The 19,724-nt window shown below is 73.3% G+C and carries 14 protein-coding genes; 5 read left to right on the top strand and 9 right to left on the bottom strand.

All coding sequences use genetic code 11. The annotated features are described in order from the left end of the window. Positions 1-26: 26 nt before the first annotated feature. Together ACZ4IF_RS13230 and ACZ4IF_RS13225 are read right to left on the bottom strand one after the other, a co-directional pair. Complete coding sequence (locus ACZ4IF_RS13230) at positions 27-1,346, bottom strand: copper amine oxidase (RefSeq protein WP_467562225.1); 1,320 nt, start codon at positions 1,344-1,346, stop codon at positions 27-29. 56 nt (positions 1,347-1,402) lie between these two features. Further along, positions 1,403-2,212: a Tat pathway signal sequence domain protein gene (locus ACZ4IF_RS13225; RefSeq protein ID WP_467562223.1), complete on the bottom strand. Its 810-nt coding sequence runs from the start codon at positions 2,210-2,212 to the stop codon at positions 1,403-1,405. Between the two features lie 178 nt (positions 2,213-2,390). Between ACZ4IF_RS13225 and glgX the strand changes: the two genes are divergently transcribed. Together glgX and treY are read left to right on the top strand one after the other, a co-directional pair. Then, positions 2,391-4,499, top strand: coding sequence for a glycogen debranching protein GlgX (glgX, locus tag ACZ4IF_RS13220; protein WP_467562221.1), 2,109 nt, complete (start codon positions 2,391-2,393; stop codon positions 4,497-4,499). A gap of 160 nt (positions 4,500-4,659) precedes the next feature. Further along, entirely contained in the window at positions 4,660-7,050 is a 2,391-nt protein-coding gene (gene treY / locus ACZ4IF_RS13215; RefSeq protein WP_467562219.1) for a malto-oligosyltrehalose synthase, read from the top strand. On the opposite strand, the gene ACZ4IF_RS13210 is transcribed toward treY, so the two are convergent. Both ACZ4IF_RS13210 and ACZ4IF_RS13205 read right to left on the bottom strand, forming a co-directional pair. Continuing rightward, the gene (locus ACZ4IF_RS13210) at positions 7,044-8,252 is read right to left on the bottom strand and encodes a cytochrome P450 (RefSeq protein WP_467562217.1); all 1,209 of its coding nucleotides are present in this window, start codon (positions 8,250-8,252) and stop codon (positions 7,044-7,046) included. The two genes, treY and ACZ4IF_RS13210, sit on opposite strands and share 7 nt — an antisense overlap. Positions 8,253-9,093: 841 nt before the next feature. Next, positions 9,094-10,056, bottom strand: a complete 963-nt coding sequence (locus tag ACZ4IF_RS13205) for a LysR family transcriptional regulator (RefSeq protein ID WP_467562215.1) — start codon at positions 10,054-10,056, stop codon at positions 9,094-9,096. A 102-nt stretch (positions 10,057-10,158) separates the two neighbouring features. Between ACZ4IF_RS13205 and lpdA the strand changes: the two genes are divergently transcribed. Further along, positions 10,159-11,664, top strand: coding sequence for a dihydrolipoyl dehydrogenase (gene lpdA / locus ACZ4IF_RS13200; protein WP_467562213.1), 1,506 nt, complete (start codon positions 10,159-10,161; stop codon positions 11,662-11,664). A 130-nt stretch (positions 11,665-11,794) separates the two neighbouring features. Further along, complete coding sequence (locus ACZ4IF_RS13195; RefSeq protein WP_467562350.1) at positions 11,795-13,045, top strand: M14 family zinc carboxypeptidase; 1,251 nt, start codon at positions 11,795-11,797, stop codon at positions 13,043-13,045. A 141-nt stretch (positions 13,046-13,186) separates the two neighbouring features. Here ACZ4IF_RS13195 and ACZ4IF_RS13190 read toward each other — a convergent pair whose 3' ends face one another. The 3 genes from ACZ4IF_RS13190 to ACZ4IF_RS13180 form a co-directional block, all read right to left on the bottom strand. Further along, positions 13,187-13,603 carry an SSI family serine proteinase inhibitor gene (locus tag ACZ4IF_RS13190; RefSeq protein ID WP_467562211.1) on the bottom strand — a complete coding sequence of 139 codons (417 nt, stop codon included), beginning with the start codon at positions 13,601-13,603 and terminating at the stop codon, positions 13,187-13,189. Continuing rightward, a complete protein-coding gene (locus ACZ4IF_RS13185; RefSeq protein ID WP_467562209.1) occupies positions 13,600-14,925 on the bottom strand; it encodes a M14 family zinc carboxypeptidase in 1,326 nt (441 codons plus the stop codon). The genes ACZ4IF_RS13190 and ACZ4IF_RS13185 overlap by 4 nt, the downstream gene beginning before the upstream one ends. A 168-nt stretch (positions 14,926-15,093) precedes the next feature. Further along, the gene (locus ACZ4IF_RS13180; RefSeq protein ID WP_359495965.1) at positions 15,094-15,645 is read right to left on the bottom strand and encodes a DUF1707 and FHA domain-containing protein; all 552 of its coding nucleotides are present in this window, start codon (positions 15,643-15,645) and stop codon (positions 15,094-15,096) included. Positions 15,646-15,848: 203 nt separating this feature from the next. Here ACZ4IF_RS13180 and treZ point away from each other — a divergent pair, with 203 nt between their 5' ends. After that, the gene (gene treZ, locus ACZ4IF_RS13175; RefSeq protein ID WP_467562206.1) at positions 15,849-17,594 is read left to right on the top strand and encodes a malto-oligosyltrehalose trehalohydrolase; all 1,746 of its coding nucleotides are present in this window, start codon (positions 15,849-15,851) and stop codon (positions 17,592-17,594) included. A 2-nt stretch (positions 17,595-17,596) separates the two neighbouring features. Here treZ and ACZ4IF_RS13170 read toward each other — a convergent pair whose 3' ends face one another. Together ACZ4IF_RS13170 and ACZ4IF_RS13165 are read right to left on the bottom strand one after the other, a co-directional pair. Continuing rightward, positions 17,597-18,538: an aminoglycoside phosphotransferase family protein gene (locus ACZ4IF_RS13170; protein WP_467562204.1), complete on the bottom strand. Its 942-nt coding sequence runs from the start codon at positions 18,536-18,538 to the stop codon at positions 17,597-17,599. A 63-nt stretch (positions 18,539-18,601) separates the two neighbouring features. Beyond that, a complete protein-coding gene (locus tag ACZ4IF_RS13165; RefSeq protein ID WP_467562202.1) occupies positions 18,602-19,723 on the bottom strand; it encodes an aminopeptidase P family protein in 1,122 nt (373 codons plus the stop codon). Between the last annotated feature and the right edge of the window lies 1 nt (position 19,724).

Here is a 19,724-nt window from a genome sequence, read left to right as displayed (position 1 = left end):
GTGCAGCCCGATGCGCAGGTCGTTTCTCAACGACCTTGTTCCACATGGCCGTTCTGGTCCGCGAGCTCCGGCGGAGTGAGCGGATTCATAGCGGTGACGTCGCGCGGCGCTATGGAGAAGCCCTGCCAGTGGACCGGCATGGGCTGCTGGTCCTCGTCGCGCGCGATGTGGTGGAATCCCACGTTGACCCAGACGACGGGGTGGGTGAGGGTCTGCCCGTCCACCCACTTGTCGACGGACTTGCCGTGCCCGGCACCGCAGTTGCGCAGGTTGTCGCTGGCGAACTGCTCGCACTTGTTGTACTCGGTGAAGTAGACGTCGTGCTTGGTGAAGTTACGCCCGAGGTACTTGGTGGTCGGGCCCGGCACGAGCTCGTACGAACGCGCGTGGTTGTCCTTGTTCTTGCCGCTGTTGCTGACGATGCGCCACCAGCGCGAGTTCTTCGCGTCGCCCGCGAGTTCCTTGGTGACCTTCGTGAGCGTGGTCTTCTTGCTCGGGGCCTCGGCGCCCTGCGCGGGCGGGCTGACCGCGGAGTCGTACTGCTCGACCTTGGTCTTGGAGGAGCCGTCGAGGCCGAAGTTCAGCCGCCAGAAGACGTTGTGGCTGTGACTGGTGGCGTAGTCCTTGGCGTTCTTGCCCAGCGGCCAGCCACGGCCGTCGCCCGCGTCGTAGTCACCGGGCGAGAGGCTGCCGGTGGCGCCGACGTTCATGTTGAGGGTGCCGTCGTCCTGGAAGCGCCACTCGGTGATGTACTCGTACCAGCCGACCTTGTTGACCGTGTAGACCAGCAGATCCTTGCCCTGCTTCTGGAAGACCTTGTTCCCCGTGTCGGCCTGCATGCGGTAGGCGTGGCCGCGCGAGCGGGTCGTGGTGCACAGGCCCTTGACGTCGGCGTGCTGCGGGTCCCAGGCATCGGGGACCTTGACCGTCTTGATGGTGCCGCCGGGGCACTCCGCGGGCGCCATGTCGACCAGGCCCTGCCCGAACCCGGCACCGGTGAGGTCGCTGTACTCGACCGAGCCGTCGTCGTAGGGGACGTCGATCTGGGCGAGCTTCGCCGTGCTGAGGACCTTGATCGGCTGGGCCTCGCCGGGCGGCTGGTACGAGATGTTCTCCAGGACGAGCCCGGCCTCGCTCTCGTAGTGCCAGCACATCCGCCATGTGGTGCCGGTGGAGAGCTTCTGTTCGATCCGGTAGGCCGCGCTGCAGTCGGCGGCCGCCGCGGCGGCCCTCCCGGGCTGGGCCACGGCCGGACCCGCCGCCGTCGTCGCGCCGGCGGCCAGGGCCAGTGCCGTCAGGCCCACCGCCGTCCGGCTGCGAGCACGGCTGTTTCTGTTGACGCGCATGAAGAAGTGACTCCTTGCGGAAAGCAGTAAGTGTGGGAAGTCGGAGAAGGCCGCGGTCAGCCGAGCTTGCCGACCTTGCGGGCGCTCAGGTCGATCACCAGGTCACGGCTGTCGATCCAGGGCCCGTTCTTGACCTTCGGGAAGAGCCGCACGCACCGGTGCTCGCCGCAGGCGCCCAGGGCGGCCGGCTGGGCGCCGGGCGTCGCGCGGTAGACCATGCTGTTCAGCACCAGCTGGCCGGGCGAGGTCAGTTCCTTGCCGGTGGCGTCCTTGAAGTCGGCCTTCAGACCCGCGCCGAGCGGGTCGGCGATCAGCAGTTCGGCGGCCTCGGTCATCTCGTCGCGGCTGATCGGCGGCTGGACGTCGTGCTGGGAGCCCGTCTTCTCGACCTTCCCCGTGTCGAGGTTGACGGTCCGGGTGACGAGCGTGTCGTTCTTGTAGTCGTAGAACGAGACGTCGGCGCGCCGGGGCGCGTTCGGGTCGTCCAGTTCGTCCGCCTCGGGCTCGGCGAGGTTCACGCTGAGCCGCTGCGGGCCGCGCTTGCCCTCGACGTTCTCCCCGGCGGTGAGCATCTGGCGGCTGAGCGCGATCCGCGTCACCCGCTCGGTCTCGTCGTCGGTCAGCGGGTCGCGGCCCTTGCCCTTCTCGCCCTCGTCCGGGGCCTGCTCGACCACGCCCGGCTGCACCGCTCCCTGTCCCTGCTGAGCCGCCTGCCGCGAGGTCCCGCCGCTTCCCTTGGCGCCTCCCGATTCCTCGGCCCCTGCCGAGCCCGGAAGGGTGATTCCGACCATCACGGCCGTCCCCGCCACCGCGATGGCCGCACCCGCCACCACCTTGCCCAGATGGCGGTGCACTATCTTGCGCACATTTCCCCCTACTCCCCCCATGTCATCAGGAGTCGTTCGAGCCCCACTGGTTCGGCATACGCCGTATGCCTGGTCAGTGGGTAAGAGGGACGTAAGTCACAGGAGGTTCCATCACTTTCAGGGAGACTCGGCCCGGACTCGCCCCCAGGGGCTCGGCACTACTGGAAGAGTCATATCCATGCAGGTCTGGCCTGGAGAGGCATATCCACTCGGCGCCACGTACGACGGCGCCGGCACCAACTTCGCGGTCTTCTCGGAGGCCGCCGACCGGATCGAGCTGTGTCTGCTGCACGACGACGGCTCGGAGACAGCGGTGGAGCTGCGCGAGACCGACGCCTTCGTCCGGCACGCGTACCTGCCGGGAATCATGCCCGGCCAGCGGTACGGCTTCCGGGTGCACGGGCGGTACGCGCCCGAGCGGGGTCGGCGGACCAACTCGGCGAAGCTGCTCCTCGATCCGTACGCGCGCGCCATCAGCGGTTCGATCAAGTGGGGCGAGGAGGTGTACGGCTACCCCTTCGGCTCGCCCGACAAGCGCAACGACCTGGACTCCGCGCCCCACACGATGTCCTCGGTCGTGGTCAATCCCTACTTCGACTGGGGCGACGACCGGCGGCCACGCACCGAGTACCACCACACGGTGATCTACGAGGCCCATGTGAAGGGTCTGACCATGCAGCACCCGGAGCTGCCCGACGAACTGCGCGGGACCTATGCGGCGCTGGCCCACCCCGCCATCATCGAACACCTGACCGAACTCGGCGTCACGGCACTGGAACTGATGCCCGTTCACCAGTTCGTGAACGACCACCGGCTGGTGGAGATGGGCCTCAACAACTACTGGGGCTACAACACGATCGGCTTCTTCGCCCCGCACAACGCGTACGCCTCCTGGGGCGACCGGGGCCAGCAGGTCCTGGAGTTCAAGTCGGCGGTCCGGGCCCTGCACGAGGCCGGGATCGAGGTCATCCTCGACGTGGTCTACAACCACACGGCCGAGGGCAACCACCTGGGCCCGACGCTGTCCTTCCGGGGCCTGGACAACGCGTCCTACTACCGCCTGACGGACGACCCCCGCTACTACATGGACACCACGGGGACCGGCAACTCGCTCCTCATGCGCTCCCCGCACGTGCTCCAGCTGATCATGGACTCGCTGCGCTACTGGGTCACGGACATGCACGTCGACGGGTTCCGCTTCGACCTGGCGGCCACGCTGGCCCGCCAGTTCCACGAGGTGGACCGGCTGTCGTCGTTCTTCGACCTGGTCCAGCAGGACCCCGTGGTCTCCCAGGTGAAGCTGATCGCCGAGCCGTGGGACGTCGGCGAGGGCGGCTATCAGGTGGGCAACTTCCCGCCCCTGTGGACCGAGTGGAACGGCAAGTACCGCGACACCGTACGGGACCTGTGGCGCGGGGAGCCACGCACCCTGGCGGAGTTCGCGTCCCGCCTGACGGGCTCCTCGGACCTCTACCAGGACGACGGACGCCGTCCGCTCGCCTCCATCAACTTCGTGACCTGCCACGACGGCTTCACGATGCACGACCTGGTCTCGTACGACAACAAGCGCAACCAGGCCAACGGGGAGGACAACCGCGACGGCGAGAGCCACAACCGGTCCTGGAACTGCGGAGCCGAGGGCGACACCGACGACGAGGACGTGCTGGCCCTCCGAGGACGTCAGATCCGCAACTTCATCGCCACGCTCATGCTCTCCCAGGGCGTGCCCATGCTCAGTCACGGCGACGAGTTCGCCCGCACCCAGGACGGCAACAACAACGCCTACTGCCAGGACAACGAACTGTCCTGGGTGCAGTGGCCGGAGGACGGCAGCGAGCTGCTGGACTTCACCCGGGCGATGGTGTGGCTGCGGCGGGACCACCCCGTCTTCCGGCGGCGCCGGTTCTTCCACGGCCGGCCCGTCCAGGGCACGCACGACGAGCTCTCCGACATCGCCTGGTTCACTCCGGAGGGCAAGGAGATGACACAGCGCGACTGGGACTCCGCCCAGGCCCAGGCCCTGTCGGTGTTCCTCAACGGCAACGCGATCTCCGAGCCCGGCCCGCGCGGGGAGCGCATCTCCGACGACTCCTTCCTGCTGATGTTCAACGCCTCGCCGCGACCGCTGGAGTTCGTGGTGCCGCTCGACCACGGACGGCAGTGGCAGGTGGTCGTCGACACCGCCGTGCCCGAGGGGGTGGCTCCCGGCACGGGCACCAAGGTGGCGGCCGGTGACCGGCTGTCGCTGGTCGACCGGAGCATGACGGTGCTCCAGCGGCCCGCCTAGGGGGCTTCGTTCGGATCGGCCCGGGCCCGCGACGCCCGGCACGCGCGCGTGCGCACCGTTCCCGGAGCGCACGCGCGTGAAGGGCCCGGGTGCGGGCGCCCGGCGTCCGGATGCGCGCGCCGATGACACGAAAGGCGACAAGAAGGGTACGTAGGTTCGCATGACACCTGAGCGCCCCGACCCGGAGATTTCGGACCCGACGGCTCCCGGCCCGGTGATCCCGGCCGTGCCGACGGCCACGTACCGGCTCCAGCTGCAGCCGGAGTTCCCGTTCGCCGGCGCCGAGGCGGCCGTGCCCTATCTGGCCTCGCTCGGCGTCTCGCATCTGCACCTGTCGCCCGTCCTGGAGGCCGTTCCCGGCTCGACGCACGGGTACGACGTGGTGGACCACTCACGCGTGCGGGCCGAACTGGGCGGCGAGGAGGGGCTGCGCGCGCTCTCCAGCACCGCGCGGGAGCACGGCCTGGGCCTCGTCGTGGACATCGTGCCGAACCACATGGCCATGGCCCCGCGCCACAACCGCGCCCTGTGGGACGTGCTGCGCGCGGGCCCCGAGTCGCCGTACGCGCGCTGGTTCGACATCGACTGGGAGGCGGGCGGCCGGTTGCTGCTGCCGGTGCTGGCCCGCAGGCTCGGCGCCGAGATCGACCACCTGAAGGTCGACGGCGACGTCCTGCGCTACTACGACCACGCCTTTCCGCTGCGCGCCGGCACCGAAGAACTGCCCCTGCTCCAGCTCCTCGACGCCCAGTGGTACCGCCCCGCCTGGTGGCGGCAGGCTCGCACCGAGCTCAACTACCGCCGTTTCTTCAGCATTTCGGAACTCATCGGCGTACGCGTGGAGGATCCGGAGGTCTTCGACGCCACCCACGCGAAGATCCTGGAGCTGCTCCACGAGGGCGTCGTCCACGGCCTGCGGGTCGACCACCCGGACGGCCTGGCCGACCCGGACGCCTATCTGCGCCGGCTGCACGAGGCGTCCGGGGGCCGCTGGACGGTGGTCGAGAAGATCCTCGCGGACGGCGAGCCGCTCCCGGCCGCGTGGCCCGTGGCGGGCACCACCGGCTACGACGCGCTGCGCCACGTGGACGGCCTCTTCACCGACCCGGCCGGCGCGGGCGAACTCCTCGGCCAGTACCGCAGGTTCACGGCACCGCAGCCCGACCGCGGCGGCCACTGGGAGGCGACGGTGCGCCGGGCCGCGTACAAGGTGGTCACGCACGAACTGGCCACCGAGGTCGACCGCCTCACCCGGGTGGTGAGCGGTCTGTGCGCCGCGTCCCCCGATCCGGCGCTGCGCGACCACGCGCCCTGGGCCCTGGGAACCGCGCTGCGCGAGCTCCTCGTACGCCTCGACGTGTACCGTCCCTACTCGTCCACGGACGCCTCCCTGGTGGTGACCGAGGAGGCCGCCGACGAGGCGCGGGCCGCGTTCACGGTGCCCGACGAGGCACACGCCGTCGACGTCGTGCGCGACCTGGTGCTCGGGCGGGCCGGGGACGGGCCCGTGCACCGGGAGTTCCGCGTCCGCTTCGCGCAGACCGCGTCGGCGCTGCGCGCCAAGTCCGTCGAGGACACCGCGTTCTACCGCTACGTGCCCCTCCTGTCGGCCAACGAGGTGGGCGGCAGTCCGGGCAGCCCGGCCCTGTCACCGGACACCTTCCACGCCTACTGCGCGCGCGTGCAGCGCGACTGGCCCGCGACCGGCACGGTCCTGTCGACGCATGACACCAAGCGCAGCGCCGACGTGCGCGCGGCCCTCGCCGTGCTCAGCGAGTGCCCGGACCGGTGGGCCGGGCTGCTCGCGGAGGTGACCCGTGACGGCACGGGCGTACCCGACCCGCAGCTGGCGTGGGCCGCGTGGCAGACCGTGCTCGGGCTGGGCCCCGACGCCGAGGCACGGCTGCGCGACGCGCTGCTCAAGCACGTCCGCGAGGCCGGGCTGCACACCGCCTGGACCGAGCGGAACCCCGCCTACGAGGACAGGGTCGCGGCGTTCGTCGCGGAGGGGCCGTGCGGAGCCCCGGGGCGGCGCGTGGCCGCCTTCCGTGCGTCCCTGGCCCCCCATGTGCGGGCCAACGTCCTGGGCGCCGCTCTGGTCCATCTGACGATGCCGGGGGTGCCCGATCTCTACCAGGGCACCGAGGACGAGTACCTGGCTCTGGTGGACCCCGACAACCGGCAGCCGTTCGCGCCGCCGAAGAGCCCGTCCGAGAAGACGGAACTGACCCGGGCCGCGCTGGGGCTGCGCGCACGGCGACCCACCGCCTTCGGCGAGTCGGCGACGTACGAGCGGCTGCCGGCGGAGGGTTCCGGGGCCGCGCACTGCGTGGCGTTCGTGCGCTCCGGCGAAGTGGTCACGGCCGTCACCCGGCTCTCGCTGAGGCTGGCCGACTCCGGGGGCTGGGGCGACACCCTGCTGGCTCTCCCGGAGGGGCGGTGGGCCGACGTGCTGTCCCCGGGGCGGGAGTTCACCGGCCACGCGCGCGTGGCGGACCTGTTCGAGCACTCGCCCGCCGCCCTCCTCGAACGGCTCGGCGCACCTCAGTGAAGCAGCACCCGCAGGGCCCGGGGCGAGGGGCTGACGGGCCCCTCCGGGACGGGACGGAAACCGGCCACCCAGCGCAGGCCCGGAGCCACGCTCAGCAGGGCGTGCAGACCGTGTTCCGCCGTGAGCGCGGCCAGCAGGGGGCCAGGACAGAAGTGCCTTCCGGAGCCGTACGCGAGGTCCCCCGGATCGGCGCGGAAGGCGTCGTAGCGGTCCGGGTCGGCGAACCGAGCCGGGTCGCGGCCCGCGGAGCCCAGCAGGCAGGCCACGGTGGCGCCCTCGGGGATCACGCCGACCGGTACGACGGCCCGCCGCTCGACGATGTGCAGCGGCGGGTCCCGGCGCAGCGACTCGGCCCAGGCGCCCTGGGTCAGCGTCGGGCGGGTCCGGATCACGGCCAGCTGGCCCGGGTGGTCGAGGAGGTTGGCGAGGAACGAGCCGAGTGCCCGCGCGGTGGTCTCGCCGCCCGCGCCGAGCAGGGTGCCGGCCAGGCCCGCCACGGCCTCGTCCGACAGCCGGCGCCCGTCGGTCCTGACCGTGCACAGGGCGGACAGCAGATCGGCGCCGGGGTGGGCACGGCGGCGCGCGATGTACGGGCGCAGGAACGCTTCGAGTTCGGGGTGGTGACCGCCGAGGTGGTCCAGGCCCGAACGGCACCAGGCGTGCACGCGCGCGGTGTCCTCGTACGGCAGCCCGAGCGCGCCGACGACGGCCGCGGTGGGCAGCCAGTGGCAGAACTCGGCGACGAGGTCGGCCTCCTCGCGGGCGGCGAGGCGCCGGGCCAGGAGGTAGGCCGTGCGTTCGACGCCGGCCGTCAGCGCGGCCAGCGCGGCACCGCGGAAGACCGGTGAGACGAGGGCGCGGTGCGCGCTGTGCGTGCCGCCCTCCCGATGGACCAGGGTGCGTCCGGACGGCGGCACGGCCAGTCGCGGGTCCGCGAGCGCGGCGCGCACGTCGGCGTACCTGCTGATCAGCCACGCGCCGGACGGCTCGTCGTGCACGAGCGGGAAGCGGGTCCGCAGGGTGCGGTAGAACGCGTGGGGATCGTGCTCGGTCCCGAGGTCGAGCAGACTCGGCGCTCGGCCCGGTCCCCCGCCGCCCCGCCCGGGCGCGACGGGGTCCCTCGCCGGCTGTCCGGAGGGCACCACCGGGGCGGTCGACGCGACCACCGGACCGGAGGACGCGGCCGGGGCGGAAGGCGTCACCGGACCTGGCGACGCCACCGGGCCGGAAGACGCCGACGGGGCGGGAGACGCCGACGGGGCGGGCGTCACCACCGGACCGGAGGACACCGCCGGGGTGGAAGGCGTCACCGGACCTGGCGACGCCACCGGGCCGGGAGACGCCGACGGGCCGGGAGACGCCGACGGGGCGGGCGTCACCACCGGACCGGAGGACACCGCCGGGGTGGAAGGCGTCACCGGACCTGGCGACGCCACCGGGCCGGAAGGCGTCCCCGACCCCTGCGACACCACCGGACCGGAGGAAGCCGACGGGACGCCAGGCGCCGGTGGACCGGCCGGTGGACCGGAGGGAGCCGAAGGGGCGGGCCGTACCACCGGGTCGGAATGCGTGGACGAGCCGGGCGACGCCGACGTGCCCCCGGGGACCGGTGGACCGGCCGAACGGCCGGAGGATGCCGACGGTCCGGTCGGCACCGACGGGCCGGAAACTCCCGCCGGCCCGGGCGACACGGACGGGCCGAACGGTGCTGGCAGGGTGGCAGCGGATCGGCCGGGCGACACCGCGGAGCCAGGAGGCGCCGCGGAGCCGGGCGACGACGACGCGGTCGCGCCCGTCAGGGCCGCCGGGTCGGGTGATCCGCCGTGCCCGGGCCGTTCCCCGTCCTCCGGCAGGCCCTCGTCGGACGGGCGTTCGCCGGGCGGGACCGGTGCCGTGGCCGCGCTGTCGCGGCACGCGGCCGGCCGTACGGACCGTGGTCCCGCGTGCAGGGGCACGGGCGCGCCTTCGCCGGGAAGGCCGTGAGAACACAGCACCGGGGCCTCCCGCCTCGGGTCTGCGCGCCGGACCCGCGCGCGGTTGGTATCAGCCGACCACCGCCGCCTCCGGACCGCAGTCCCCGTGCGCCCGGACGGGTGAATCGGCCGTCTCGCGGCGGGGCTCCGGAGCCTGCGGCCAGGACGCGCGCAGGAGGTTCACGAAGGCCTCCGCGGCGCCCGTCGGCGCCGCGCGCGTGAAGACGGTCAGGGGACGCTTCCACGGCGGGTCGGCGGAGAGCACCACGCAGTCCTCGCCGACGGCGCCGCGCACGATGTGCGAGGGCGCGACGGCGACGCCGACCCCCGCCGCGGCCATCCGTACCGCCGTCGACGTGTGCTCGGTGAACACGGCCGTACGCGGCCGGAATCCCGCCTGCCCGCACACCCGGTCGAGGAAGCGCTCCCCGTCGACCACGGGCTCCATCGCGCAGCGGATCCAGGGACGGTCGGACAGCTCCGCCGGTGTCACCGTCGTGCGGCCCGCCAGCCGGTCGTCGAAGGGCACCACGAGGACGGCCTCCTCCTCGCCGACCGGCAGGACGCTGCCGGGCCAGTCGACGGGCGCGGGCCCGACGGCGAGGTCGGCGACGCCCCGCTCGACCTGCTCCTGAAGCGCCTGCGAGGTGGCGTACTCGTGAAGGTGCAGCAGGACGCCGGGGTGGGCCGCCCGCCAGCGCGCGAAGACGTCGGGCAGGACGCCCACGGCCACCGAGTGCACGGCGGCGATGTGCAGTTCGCCGCCCTCCGCGCCGGCGGCGGCGCGAGCGGCCCTGCGGGCCTGGGCCGCGCTGCGGACGGCGAGTTCGGCGTGCGGCCGGAAGGCCCGGCCCATGGGCGTCAGCCGCACACCGCGCGGCATGCGCTCCAGGAGGGGCCCGCCGACGGTCTTCTCCAGGGCCTTGATCTGGTGGGACAGCGCGGGCTGGGTGACGTGGAGGGTCTCGGCGGCGCGGGTGAACGACGCCTCTTCGACGACGGTCAGGAAGTACTCCATCTGACGCAGGCTCATCCCGGGCACCTCCGTCCGGCGGAGGACCCATAAGTGTTCTGCATGAGTTCCACACAAACATTGCCTTGGACTCATGACAAGGAGCGGACGGAGGCTGAGGACATGGACACCTCCAGCGCATCCGGCATCTCCGGCGCATCCGTCGCCTCCAGGACTTCCGGCACCTCCAGCGCGTCCGGCACCTCCAGCGCGTCCGGCGCCTCCCACGGCGCAGCCGACGTCGTCGTCATCGGCGGCGGCACCGGCGGGTACAGCACCGCGCTGCGCGCCGCCGCCCTCGGCCTCGACGTCGTGCTCGCCGAGCGCGACAAGGTCGGCGGCACCTGCCTGCACCGCGGCTGCATCCCCAGCAAGGCGATGCTGCACGCCGCCGAACTCGTCGACGGCATCGCCGAGGCGCGCGAGCGCTGGGGCGTGAAGGCCACGCTGGACGAGGTCGACTGGGCCGCGCTGGTCGCCACCCGCGACGACATCGTGCAGCGCAACCACCGTGGCGTGGAGGGCCACCTCGCCCACGCGGGCGTGCGGGTGGTGCGGGGCAGCGCCCGGCTGACCGGCGTCCGTGCCGTACAGGTCGAGGGCGTGGGCACCTTCACCGCGCGCCGTGGCATCGTCCTCGCGACCGGATCACGCCCGCGCATGCTCCCCGGGCTCGTGGCGGACGGGCGGCGCGTGGTGACGAGCGACGACGCCCTGTTCGCCCCCGGCCTCCCCCGGTCCGTCCTGGTCCTCGGAGGCGGTGCCATCGGTGTCGAGTACGCCTCGTTCCACCGTTCCATGGGCGCCGAGGTGACGGTCGTCGAGGCCGCCGAACGACTCGTCCCGCTGGAGGACGCCGACGTGAGCCGGCACTTGACGCGCGGCCTGAAGAAGCGCGGCATCGATGTGCTGACGGGGGCGCGGCTGCTCGACGCGGAGGTCGTGGACGACGGCGTACGGGCCCGGGTGCGCACCGAGCGGGGCGGGACCCGCACGGTCGCGGCCGAACGGCTCCTGGTGGCCGTGGGACGGGTTCCGGTGACCGAGGGACTGGACCTGGCCGCGGCAGGCCTCACGGCGGACGGGCGGGGTTTCCTCGAACCCGCCGACTGGGACCGGCTGGAGACCGCTGTGCCGGGCATCCACGTGGTCGGGGATCTGCTGCCGCCGCCGTCGCCCGGACTCGCGCACGCCTCGTTCGCGGAGGGGCTGCTGGTGGCCGAGACGCTGGCCGGCGTGGAGTCCGCGCCGGTCGACTACGCGGCCGTGCCGCGGGTCACCTACTCGTCGCCGCAGACGGCGGCGGTGGGGCTGAGCGAGGCGGAGGCACGCGCGCGTGGGCACCGGGTCGACGTCGGCACGATGCCGCTCACCGCCGTCGCGAAGGGCATGGTGCACGGCCGGGGCGGCATGGTGAAGGTGGTGGCCGAGGCGGGCGGCGGACGGGTGCTCGGCGTCCATCTGGTGGGCCCGAACGTGTCCGAGATGATCGCGGAGAGCCAGCTGATCGTGGGCTGGGACGCCGAACCCTCGGACGTGGCGCGGCACATCCACGCACACCCGACGCTCTCCGAGGCGGTCGGGGAGACGTTCCTGACGCTCGCGGGGCGCGGTCTGCACCAGCGGTGACCGGCCTGGCGCTCCCCCTGCCGTCGGTACGTGCCACCTGGCGCCCCCTGGAGCCGCCCGGTCCGATCCTTGACAGTTCATCCAGACCGTGGACTACTGCCAAAAGCGACGCAGGGCGGACAAGTCGGGGGTGAGTCTCCTGCCGGAGTTGCGCTACCCCAGTGTGACCGAAATCGTTTCCTCCGCACGGGCATTGGCCGCTCATCGCCCCGGCCTGTGCACCCTCAGGCAAGTGGGTTCCTCACGCGCGGGAAGACCGCTGCACCTGCTCTCCGTGGGGCACGCCCGGCGCGCGGTCCTCGTCGTGGCGGGGGCCCACGCGAACGAGCCGACGGGTGGTTCGACCCTGCTGGCCCTGGCCGAACGAGCCCTCCAGGAGCGGGAGCTGCGGGCGGGCACCTCCTGGCACTTCCTGCTGTGCGCGGACCCGGACGGCGCGAACCTCCATGTCACGCCCGCGCCGCGCACCCTGTTCGACTACCACCGGGGCTTCTTCCGCCCGGCGGGTCCCGAGCAGCCGGAGTGGTCTCCGTCCGTGCTGCCTCCCGACCGGCTGCCGCCGGAGACCCGCGCGCTGACCCGGGTCATCGACGAGCTGCGGCCCTACCTCCAGGTGACGTTGCACGGGACCGATCTGGGCGGCAGCTGGGTACAGCTGACGAAGGACATCCCCGGACTCGCCGAACCGTTCGCCAAGTCGGCGGCGGAGCTGCGCATCCCGGTGGAGACGGCCGCGTCGGACGCCGCGGGCTGGCCCGCCTCGGGGCCCGGGGTGCATGTGATGCCGGCGCCGGGCTCGGACACGGCGTATCCGAGCATGCCGGACGACGCGCGGCACAGCACCTGGTACCACGCCCACCGGTACGGCGGGCTCACCGCCGTCGTGGAGGTGCCGATGTGGGCCAGTGACCTGGTGGACGATCCGGCCCCGCACCCGGCGCCGGTGGCGGTGATGCGCCGGCTGGCGCGCCGTCTGCTGCGCGACGCGCTCCAGGTGGAGGTGGTGCTCGCGGAGGCGCTGCCGCGGTTGCCGGGGCCCGACGGGCCGCTCCTGCGCGCCGCGAAGTGGGCGCTGGGGCTGGTGCCGGGCCTTGCCGACGACTGGGCCCGCACACCGCCCCCGGACACGACGATGGCGTACGTCGGCAGTGTCGACGCGTTCGGCCGCCGGCTCCCGCTGCGGGCCGCCTCGATGCTGCTGCGGGTGCTCCATGAGGCCGACGACCGTGCGGCGCCGCACCTCGAACGTCTGGTCGCCTCCTGGAGCGACGCCTTCGCCGACCGCTTCCGTGCCCGCTGGGTTCCGCTGGAGAACCAGGTCGAGCACCAGGCCCGCACGGTGGTCGCGGCGGCCCGGCACGCGCGCGACGGGGCGGCCTGACACCGGCCGCGGCGTCCGCGCGCGTCACCGCCCGTCGGATTCCCGGCCGACCGGGGCGGGCGACGGCGGGCGCCCGCGCGGGGTCGTCCGTCCGGCCCGGCGCGTCGGTGCCGAGGCGTACGCGCGGTGCTGTCGTCCGGCTCAGTCCGTCAGGGCGAACACCGCTCCGGTCTCGGCCTCCATCACACAGGTGTTGGAGAAGGTGTGCGTGTAGTCGATCCGGCGGCCGTCCCACACGCCTTGCGCCGAGGCGGTCACCGGGGCGTAGATCAGCGAGCACACGGCGCCGGAGGCGGGCGGGATGCGGGAGACGTCGCCGTGGGCGGCGTCGAGTTCCTGGCAGGCCCGGACCGCGTGCGGGCGTCCTCCCGGCGGGTCGCAGAGCAGCAGGGCGCCGCGGGTGCCGCCGGTGGCCACGTCCCCGTGGGTGACGGTGAGGTGGAGCCAGTCGCCGGCCCGGGACGTCCGGGGCGCCGCGTCGGCCGGGACGGTGCCCATGGCCAGGAACGCGGCCCCGGCCAGCGTCAGGGCCCGGACCGCTCGCATGCTTGTCGTCATTCCAGGTGCATCGGCACGGCGGTGGGCGAACCCCACCCGGAGTCACTCGAACGGGAGGGCGCGGGGGCCCGCCGTGTGGCGAGGTGGAACGCGGAGAGCACGACACGCGCCTGGTACTCGACCTGGCGGGCGACCGGGATCCAGCGCGCTCCGCAGCCGTCGCGGTAGTCGGCGCACCACGCGTCGATGAGCCGGTCGAGTTCCGGCAGCGCCCCGGCGGGGTCGTGGCCGGACGCGGTCACGAGCTGGTGCAGCAGCCCCGCCGTCCGCAGCGCGACACGCCGGCCCGCGAGGCGCAGGGCCGTCAGGCGTGCGGTGTCGAGCGGTGGCAGCGGGCGCGCGGCGGGCTGGTCCAGGTCGGGATCCCAGGAGTCGGCGAGTCCGGGTCCGACCAGTAAATAGTCGTCGACGGGCGCGAGCAGGCAGGCCGTGTCCGGGGAGGTGCCGAGGCCCGGTCTGACGCGCGCGAGGATGCCTTCCAGGAGCCGCGTGTCGTCACGCAGTTTGCGGCTGACGGAGCGCAGCGCCGCCTCGGCGTCGGCGGGCCGGCCGGCGTCCTCCACGGCGGCGACGCCCCACATGGGGGCCTCGACGACGGCGGTCACCGTGCCGTACGGGTGCGGGTGGAACCAGGTCGACTCGACCGCGGCCTCCGTGATGGCGGCGGCCAGGTCGCCCCGGCGCGGCGGTGGGATGCGGTAGACGGCGGGCCCGAGGGCGGGCCAGTACAGGGTGTCGTACGGGCCGAGTTCCCGCGGGATGCCGAGGCGCGCGGCGGTGTGCGCGACGCGCTGGGCGATGCCGGGCAGATCGTGGGTGAGCTCGACGAAGGCGCCGCCCACGTCGACGCCGTGCAGGGAGCACTGGAGGAAGGGCCGCAGTTCGTCCTGGAGGTCGAGGAGGGTCCGGGTCTCCGGCAGTACGGCGCTGTCCGCGCCGTCCGGCAGCCATTCGGGCTGTTCCAGGAAGCCGGGTCGGAAGAAGTGCCGGAAGTAGCGGCCGAGGGTGTACGGGCCGGACAGCCAGGCCTCGTTGCGGCGGGATCCGTCGGGGTCGAGGCACAGCAGCAGGTTCCAGGTGGCGTCCGCCCCCTCGCACAACCGGGGGTCGGCGAGGACTCGTTCGGCGAGGCGCAGGACGGTCGCGCCGCCGACGGGTTCGTTGGCGTGCGGTCCGGCGACGACGAGGGCCTGGCGGCTGCCGTGTCCGACGGACAGGAGCCAGAGCGGCGCGCCGGCCCGCGAGGTGCCCACGCGGCGCAGCCGGGCGTCCCGGGGGCGGCGGGCGGCGAGCGCGGCCGCCCGGGTGCCGAGCTCGTCCACGGTCGGGTAGCGAAGGAGTGGCGGCAGGACACACCTCCACTCATGTGGTGCCGTCGGTTCACCTGATGTGCATGGTGTACGCACAGTCAGTCACGGCGGTAAGGGTTCGTCAACACCGCAGAACACCGGGGATGTTGGGGAAATCGGTTACTTCCGAAGCGGACCCGGTCAGTCCGAGGCGAGCCGGAACGCCATCCGCCCGAAGGCGACCTGATCGCCGTCCTTGACGACGGTGGAGCCGACGACGCGTCGGCCGTTGACGGTCGTCCCGTTGGTCGAGCCGAGGTCGCGCAGCACCCACAGCCCGCCCTGCCGGCTCAGTTCGGCGTGCACCCGGGACACGGTCTCGTGGTTGAGCCGCAACCCGCTGGCGGGGTCACGGCCGATGCGCAGCGGGTACGGGTTCCCGGGGTGCGGCAGCTGGAGCTTGGGGAGCCGCTCGGCCTGCCAGGCCCTGCGCACCCGTACGGTGAAGCCGGAGACCGCTTCCACGGTGCCGAACACGAGCTTCGCCCAGCGCCCCTCGGTGGGCAGGTCGGCGGTGAGCACGGCGAGTTCGTCGGGCCTGCGGGCGGCGAGCGCCAGCTCCATGCGGCGGATGAAGGTGTCGTGGGAGAGGCGACCGAGGGCGACGCCGTCGCGGAGCGCCTTCAGCGCCCGGTCGCGCTCCGCGTCGGACAGCCGCGCGGGGTACGTGTGGAACTCGAAAGACGACGTCACGCTGGTGATTGTCGGACAGGGCGGGCGGGGTGTCCAGAAAACGGGGAAAGGGGCACCTCGGCCGACCGGAACGATTCGGCGGCCCGGGCGTGACACAGGCGCGGCGGACACGCGGCAAAAGGGTGGATTCGAAAGCGAATTGATCTCAGGTGAAGCACCATGGACGGATTACGTCACGGTGAGCTGACAAGGGGGAACCGTCTGTGCGGTTCGAGGTGTGGGCACCGCAGGCCGACCGGGTGACGCTGCATTGCGCGGACGCCCCGCGCGCGATGGAGCGCGATCCGGAACGGGCCGGCTGGTGGACGGGCGAGGCGGACGCGCAGCACGGGACGCGTTACGGCTTCGCGGTGGACGACGGCCCCGTGCTGCCCGATCCCCGCTCGCGGCGCCAGCCCGACGGCCCGGACGGACTGAGCGCGGTGGTCGAGCACGACCGGTACGCATGGCGTGCGCCGTGGGCGGGGCGCCCGCTGCCCGGTGCGGTGCTGTACGAGCTCCACGTGGGGACGTACACGCCGCGGGGCACATTGGACGCGGCCGCCGAGCGGCTGGACCATCTGGTGGAACTGGGCGTGACACACGTCGAGTTGATGCCCCTGTGCCCGTTCCCCGGCCGCAACGGCTGGGGGTACGAGGGGGTCTCGCTGTGGGCCGTGCACGAGCCGTACGGCGGCCCGGAGGCACTCAAGCGCTTTGTCGACACGGCGCACGGGCTGGGACTGGGCGTGGTCCTCGACGTCGTGCACAACCATCTCGGGCCGTCCGGCAACTACCTGCCCGCGTTCGGGCCGTACTTCACGGACACCCATCACACACCCTGGGGCTCGGCGGTGAACCTGGACGCGCCCGGCTCGGACGAGGTGCGCGCGTTCCTCGTCGGCAGCGCTCTCGCCTGGCTGCGCGACTACCGGTTCGACGGGCTGCGGCTGGACGCGGTGCACGCGCTGCGGGACACGCGCGCGCTGCACTTCCTGGAGGAGCTGTCGACGGCGGTGGACACGCTCTCCGGCGACCTCGGCCGGCCGCTCTTCCTGATCGGGGAATCGGACCTCAACGATCCGCGGCTCGTCTCCTCCCGCGAGGAGGGCGGTCTCGGACTGCACGCCCAGTGGAACGACGACTTCCACCACGCGCTGCACACCGCGCTGACCGGTGAGGCGCAGGGCTATTACGCGGACTTCGCACGGGACCCGTTCGCGGCGCTCGCGAAGACGCTGACCTCCGGCTTCTTCCACGACGGCACGTACTCCAGCTTCCGCGAACGGCACCACGGCCGCCCGCTGGACCGCACCCGCGTCTCGGCGCACCGCCTGCTCGGCTACTCCCAGACCCACGACCAGATCGGCAACCGCGCCCAGGGGGACCGGCTGTCGGCGTCCCTCTCCCCCGGGCTGCTGGCCTGCGCGGCCGCGCTGACGCTCACCGCGCCCTTCACCCCGATGCTCTTCATGGGCGAGGAGTGGGCCGCGGGCACGCCCTGGCAGTTCTTCACCGACCACACCGACCCGGAGCTGGCGGAGGCCGTGCGCAGGGGCAGGCGCCGCGAGTTCGCCGCGCACGGCTGGGCCGAGGAGGAGGTGCCGGATCCGCAGGACCCGGCGACGCGGGACCGCTCCTGCCTCGACTGGTCGGAGCCCGAGAAGGCCGTCCACGCGCGCGTGCTGGCCTGGTACCGGGAGTTGATCGCGCTGCGCCGCCGTCAGCACGACCTCTCGGACCCCGACCTCGCCGCGGTCAGGGTCGCCCAGGACCCCCGGGCCCGCTGGCTCGCCCTCAGGCGCGGGGACGTCCGGGTGGCGGTGAATCTCGGCAAGGAGCCCGCGGCGATCCCGCTGGGCCTGCGCCACGCGCGCGTGCTGGCGGCGTGGGAACCGGTGGAAGCGCCGGACACGGACGGGGTGTTGACCGTGCCCGGCGAATCGTGCGTGGTGCTGACCCAGGCGTGACCCTAGGGCGACTCGTCGGGGTCGTCCCGCAGATCGGTGACCCGTTCCAGCATGATCGCCTCCCAGGCGCGGCCCAGTCGGGTCCGCAGGAGCGGGACGGGGCTGCCGTCGCCGCCCCGCAGACGGTCGGCGAGACGGATCACCGTGTCGCAGCGCGACAGCCACAGGCCGCGCAGACAGGGGCGGGCGCCGTACCCGGCCAGGGTGGCGGCGCGGACGGCCGCCCCCGCGCCGACGGCGATCGCCAGCCCGCCGATGTCCTCGGCCGGGTCGCCGATCACCGCGTCGGTCCAGTCGAGGACGCCGCGCACCCGCCCGTCGGCGCTGACCACGAGGTGTTCGCCCTTGAGGGCGTGGTGCACGAGGAACGCGGCTCCGGGCTGTGCGGCGAGTTGGGCGGCGCCCGGGGCGGTGAGCTGGGCGAGCCGGGCCGGGTCGAACTCCTCGGCGGCGGCGAGCTGCTCGGCGGCACCGGCGGCGGCCTGGCGCAGCGCCTCCAGGGAGCGCGGCGCGACGCGGGGCACGCCGAGCGTCTCGGCCTGCCGTACGGGCACTTCGCGCAGACCCGTGAGCAGGCCCGCCAGGTCGGCCTCGCCGACGGCCGAGACGTCCTGGACCTCGCCCGAACCGCCGGCGAGCCGGGTGTCCAGGGTGCAGCCGAGTCCGCTCGCCCATTCGCCGTGGGCGACGCTCACCGGGACCGGGACGCCGAGGTGCGGCCGGATCAGGTCGCGCAGCCGCAGTTCGCGGCGCTGGCGCGCGGCGGCGTCACGGTCCCGGGCGAGCCGCAGCACATGGCGCCGGCCCACCCACCAGCTGGAGTGTTCACCGCCCTCGGCGACCGGACACACGTCGGGACCGGCTCCCTGCGCCGTGCCGTCGGCGAGCAGCGCACGGACCAGTTTGCGGACGGTGTCCTCGGTCGGTGTCGGTGCCTGGGTCATGGTCGCGCCCTTGTCGTTCGGGGGCGTGGGCGGGGCTTCTGCCGCACGGTCGGTGGGTGCAGGTCAGTCGACGATCACCATCTCGCGGGAGGTGGTGTTCAGGCGCCGCCCGCCGTCCTCCGTGACCGTGACGATGTCCTCGATGCGGACTCCGAAACGGCCCGGCAGGTAGACACCGGGCTCCACGGAGAAGCACATGCCGGGGACGAGGGGCTGCTCCTCGCCCTCGATCATGTACGGCGGTTCGTGGGTGGTGACGCCGATGCCGTGTCCGGTGCGGTGGATGAACCGGTCGCCGTATCCGGCCTCGGTGATGACCGCCCGGGCCGCGCGGTCGACGTCCTGGCAGGCGGCCCCCGGCCGCACCGCGCGGAAGCCCTCCTCCTGGGCCGCTCGCACGACGTCGTGCACGGTGCGCTCCTCGGCGTCGGGCTCGCCGACGTGGACGGTTCGGGAGGTGTCGGAGCCGTAGCCGTGCTTGAGGCCGCCGAAGTCGAGGACGACCATGTCGCCCTGCTCGATGACGCGGTCGTCGGCCTCGTGATGCGGGTTCGCTCCGTTCGGACCGGAGGCGACGATGGTGAAGTCGACCTGGGAGTGCCCGAACCGGCGCAGCAGATCGGCGAGGTCGGCGGCCACGTCGGTCTCCCGGCGGCCGGAGAAGCGGACCTTGCGGATCTCCTCGAAGGCCTCGTCCGCCGCGGCGCCCGCCGCGGCCAGCCGCTCCAGTTCGGCGGCGTCCTTGACGGCGCGCAGCATCGGCAGGGCCTTGGTGAGGGCCTGGTAGCGGGTGCCGGGCAGACGCTGCTGGAGTCCGAGCAGGTGCAGGGCCCAGCCGTTGTCGCTGACTCCGAAGCGGCCCTCGTGGCCGAGGAGCGGCGCGGTCGCCTCGTAGGGGTCCTTGCCGTCGGTCCAGTCGCGGAGCGTCAGGGCGGGCGCGCCGGGCGCCTTGGCGGCGTCGGGCGCCTCCAGGGTGGGCACGACCAGGACCGGGTCCTGTCCGGGCCGCAGCACGAGGAGGGTGAGCCGCTCGGTCTCCACCGGCCGGTACCCGGTCAGCCACACCAGGTCGGGACCCGGCGCGACCAGCACGCCGTCGAGCCCGGCGTCCGCGGCGGCCTCGGCCGCACGCCGCATCCGGGCCTGGTAGTCACCGGCCGCGAAGGGCGCGGGTGTGGCGGTCATG

This window comes from Streptomyces sp. NPDC025784, assembly GCF_055558435.1.
This window is presented reverse-complemented; position numbering and strand designations above follow the sequence as displayed.

Excerpts from the sequence above, each read along its gene's own strand:
- lpdA (WP_467562213.1), top strand. The coding sequence starts at position 10,159 with ATGGACACCTCCAGCGCATCCGGCATCTCCGGCGCATCCGTCGCCTCC.
- glgX (WP_467562221.1), top strand. The coding sequence starts at position 2,391 with ATGCAGGTCTGGCCTGGAGAGGCATATCCACTCGGCGCCACGTACGAC.
- ACZ4IF_RS13205 (WP_467562215.1), bottom strand. The coding sequence starts at position 10,056 with ATGAGCCTGCGTCAGATGGAGTACTTCCTGACCGTCGTCGAAGAGGCG.
- treY (WP_467562219.1), top strand. The coding sequence starts at position 4,660 with ATGACACCTGAGCGCCCCGACCCGGAGATTTCGGACCCGACGGCTCCC.
- ACZ4IF_RS13230 (WP_467562225.1), bottom strand. The coding sequence starts at position 1,346 with ATGCGCGTCAACAGAAACAGCCGTGCTCGCAGCCGGACGGCGGTGGGC.
- ACZ4IF_RS13190 (WP_467562211.1), bottom strand. The coding sequence starts at position 13,603 with ATGACGACAAGCATGCGAGCGGTCCGGGCCCTGACGCTGGCCGGGGCC.
- ACZ4IF_RS13170 (WP_467562204.1), bottom strand. The coding sequence starts at position 18,538 with ATGACCCAGGCACCGACACCGACCGAGGACACCGTCCGCAAACTGGTC.
- ACZ4IF_RS13165 (WP_467562202.1), bottom strand. The coding sequence starts at position 19,723 with ATGACCGCCACACCCGCGCCCTTCGCGGCCGGTGACTACCAGGCCCGG.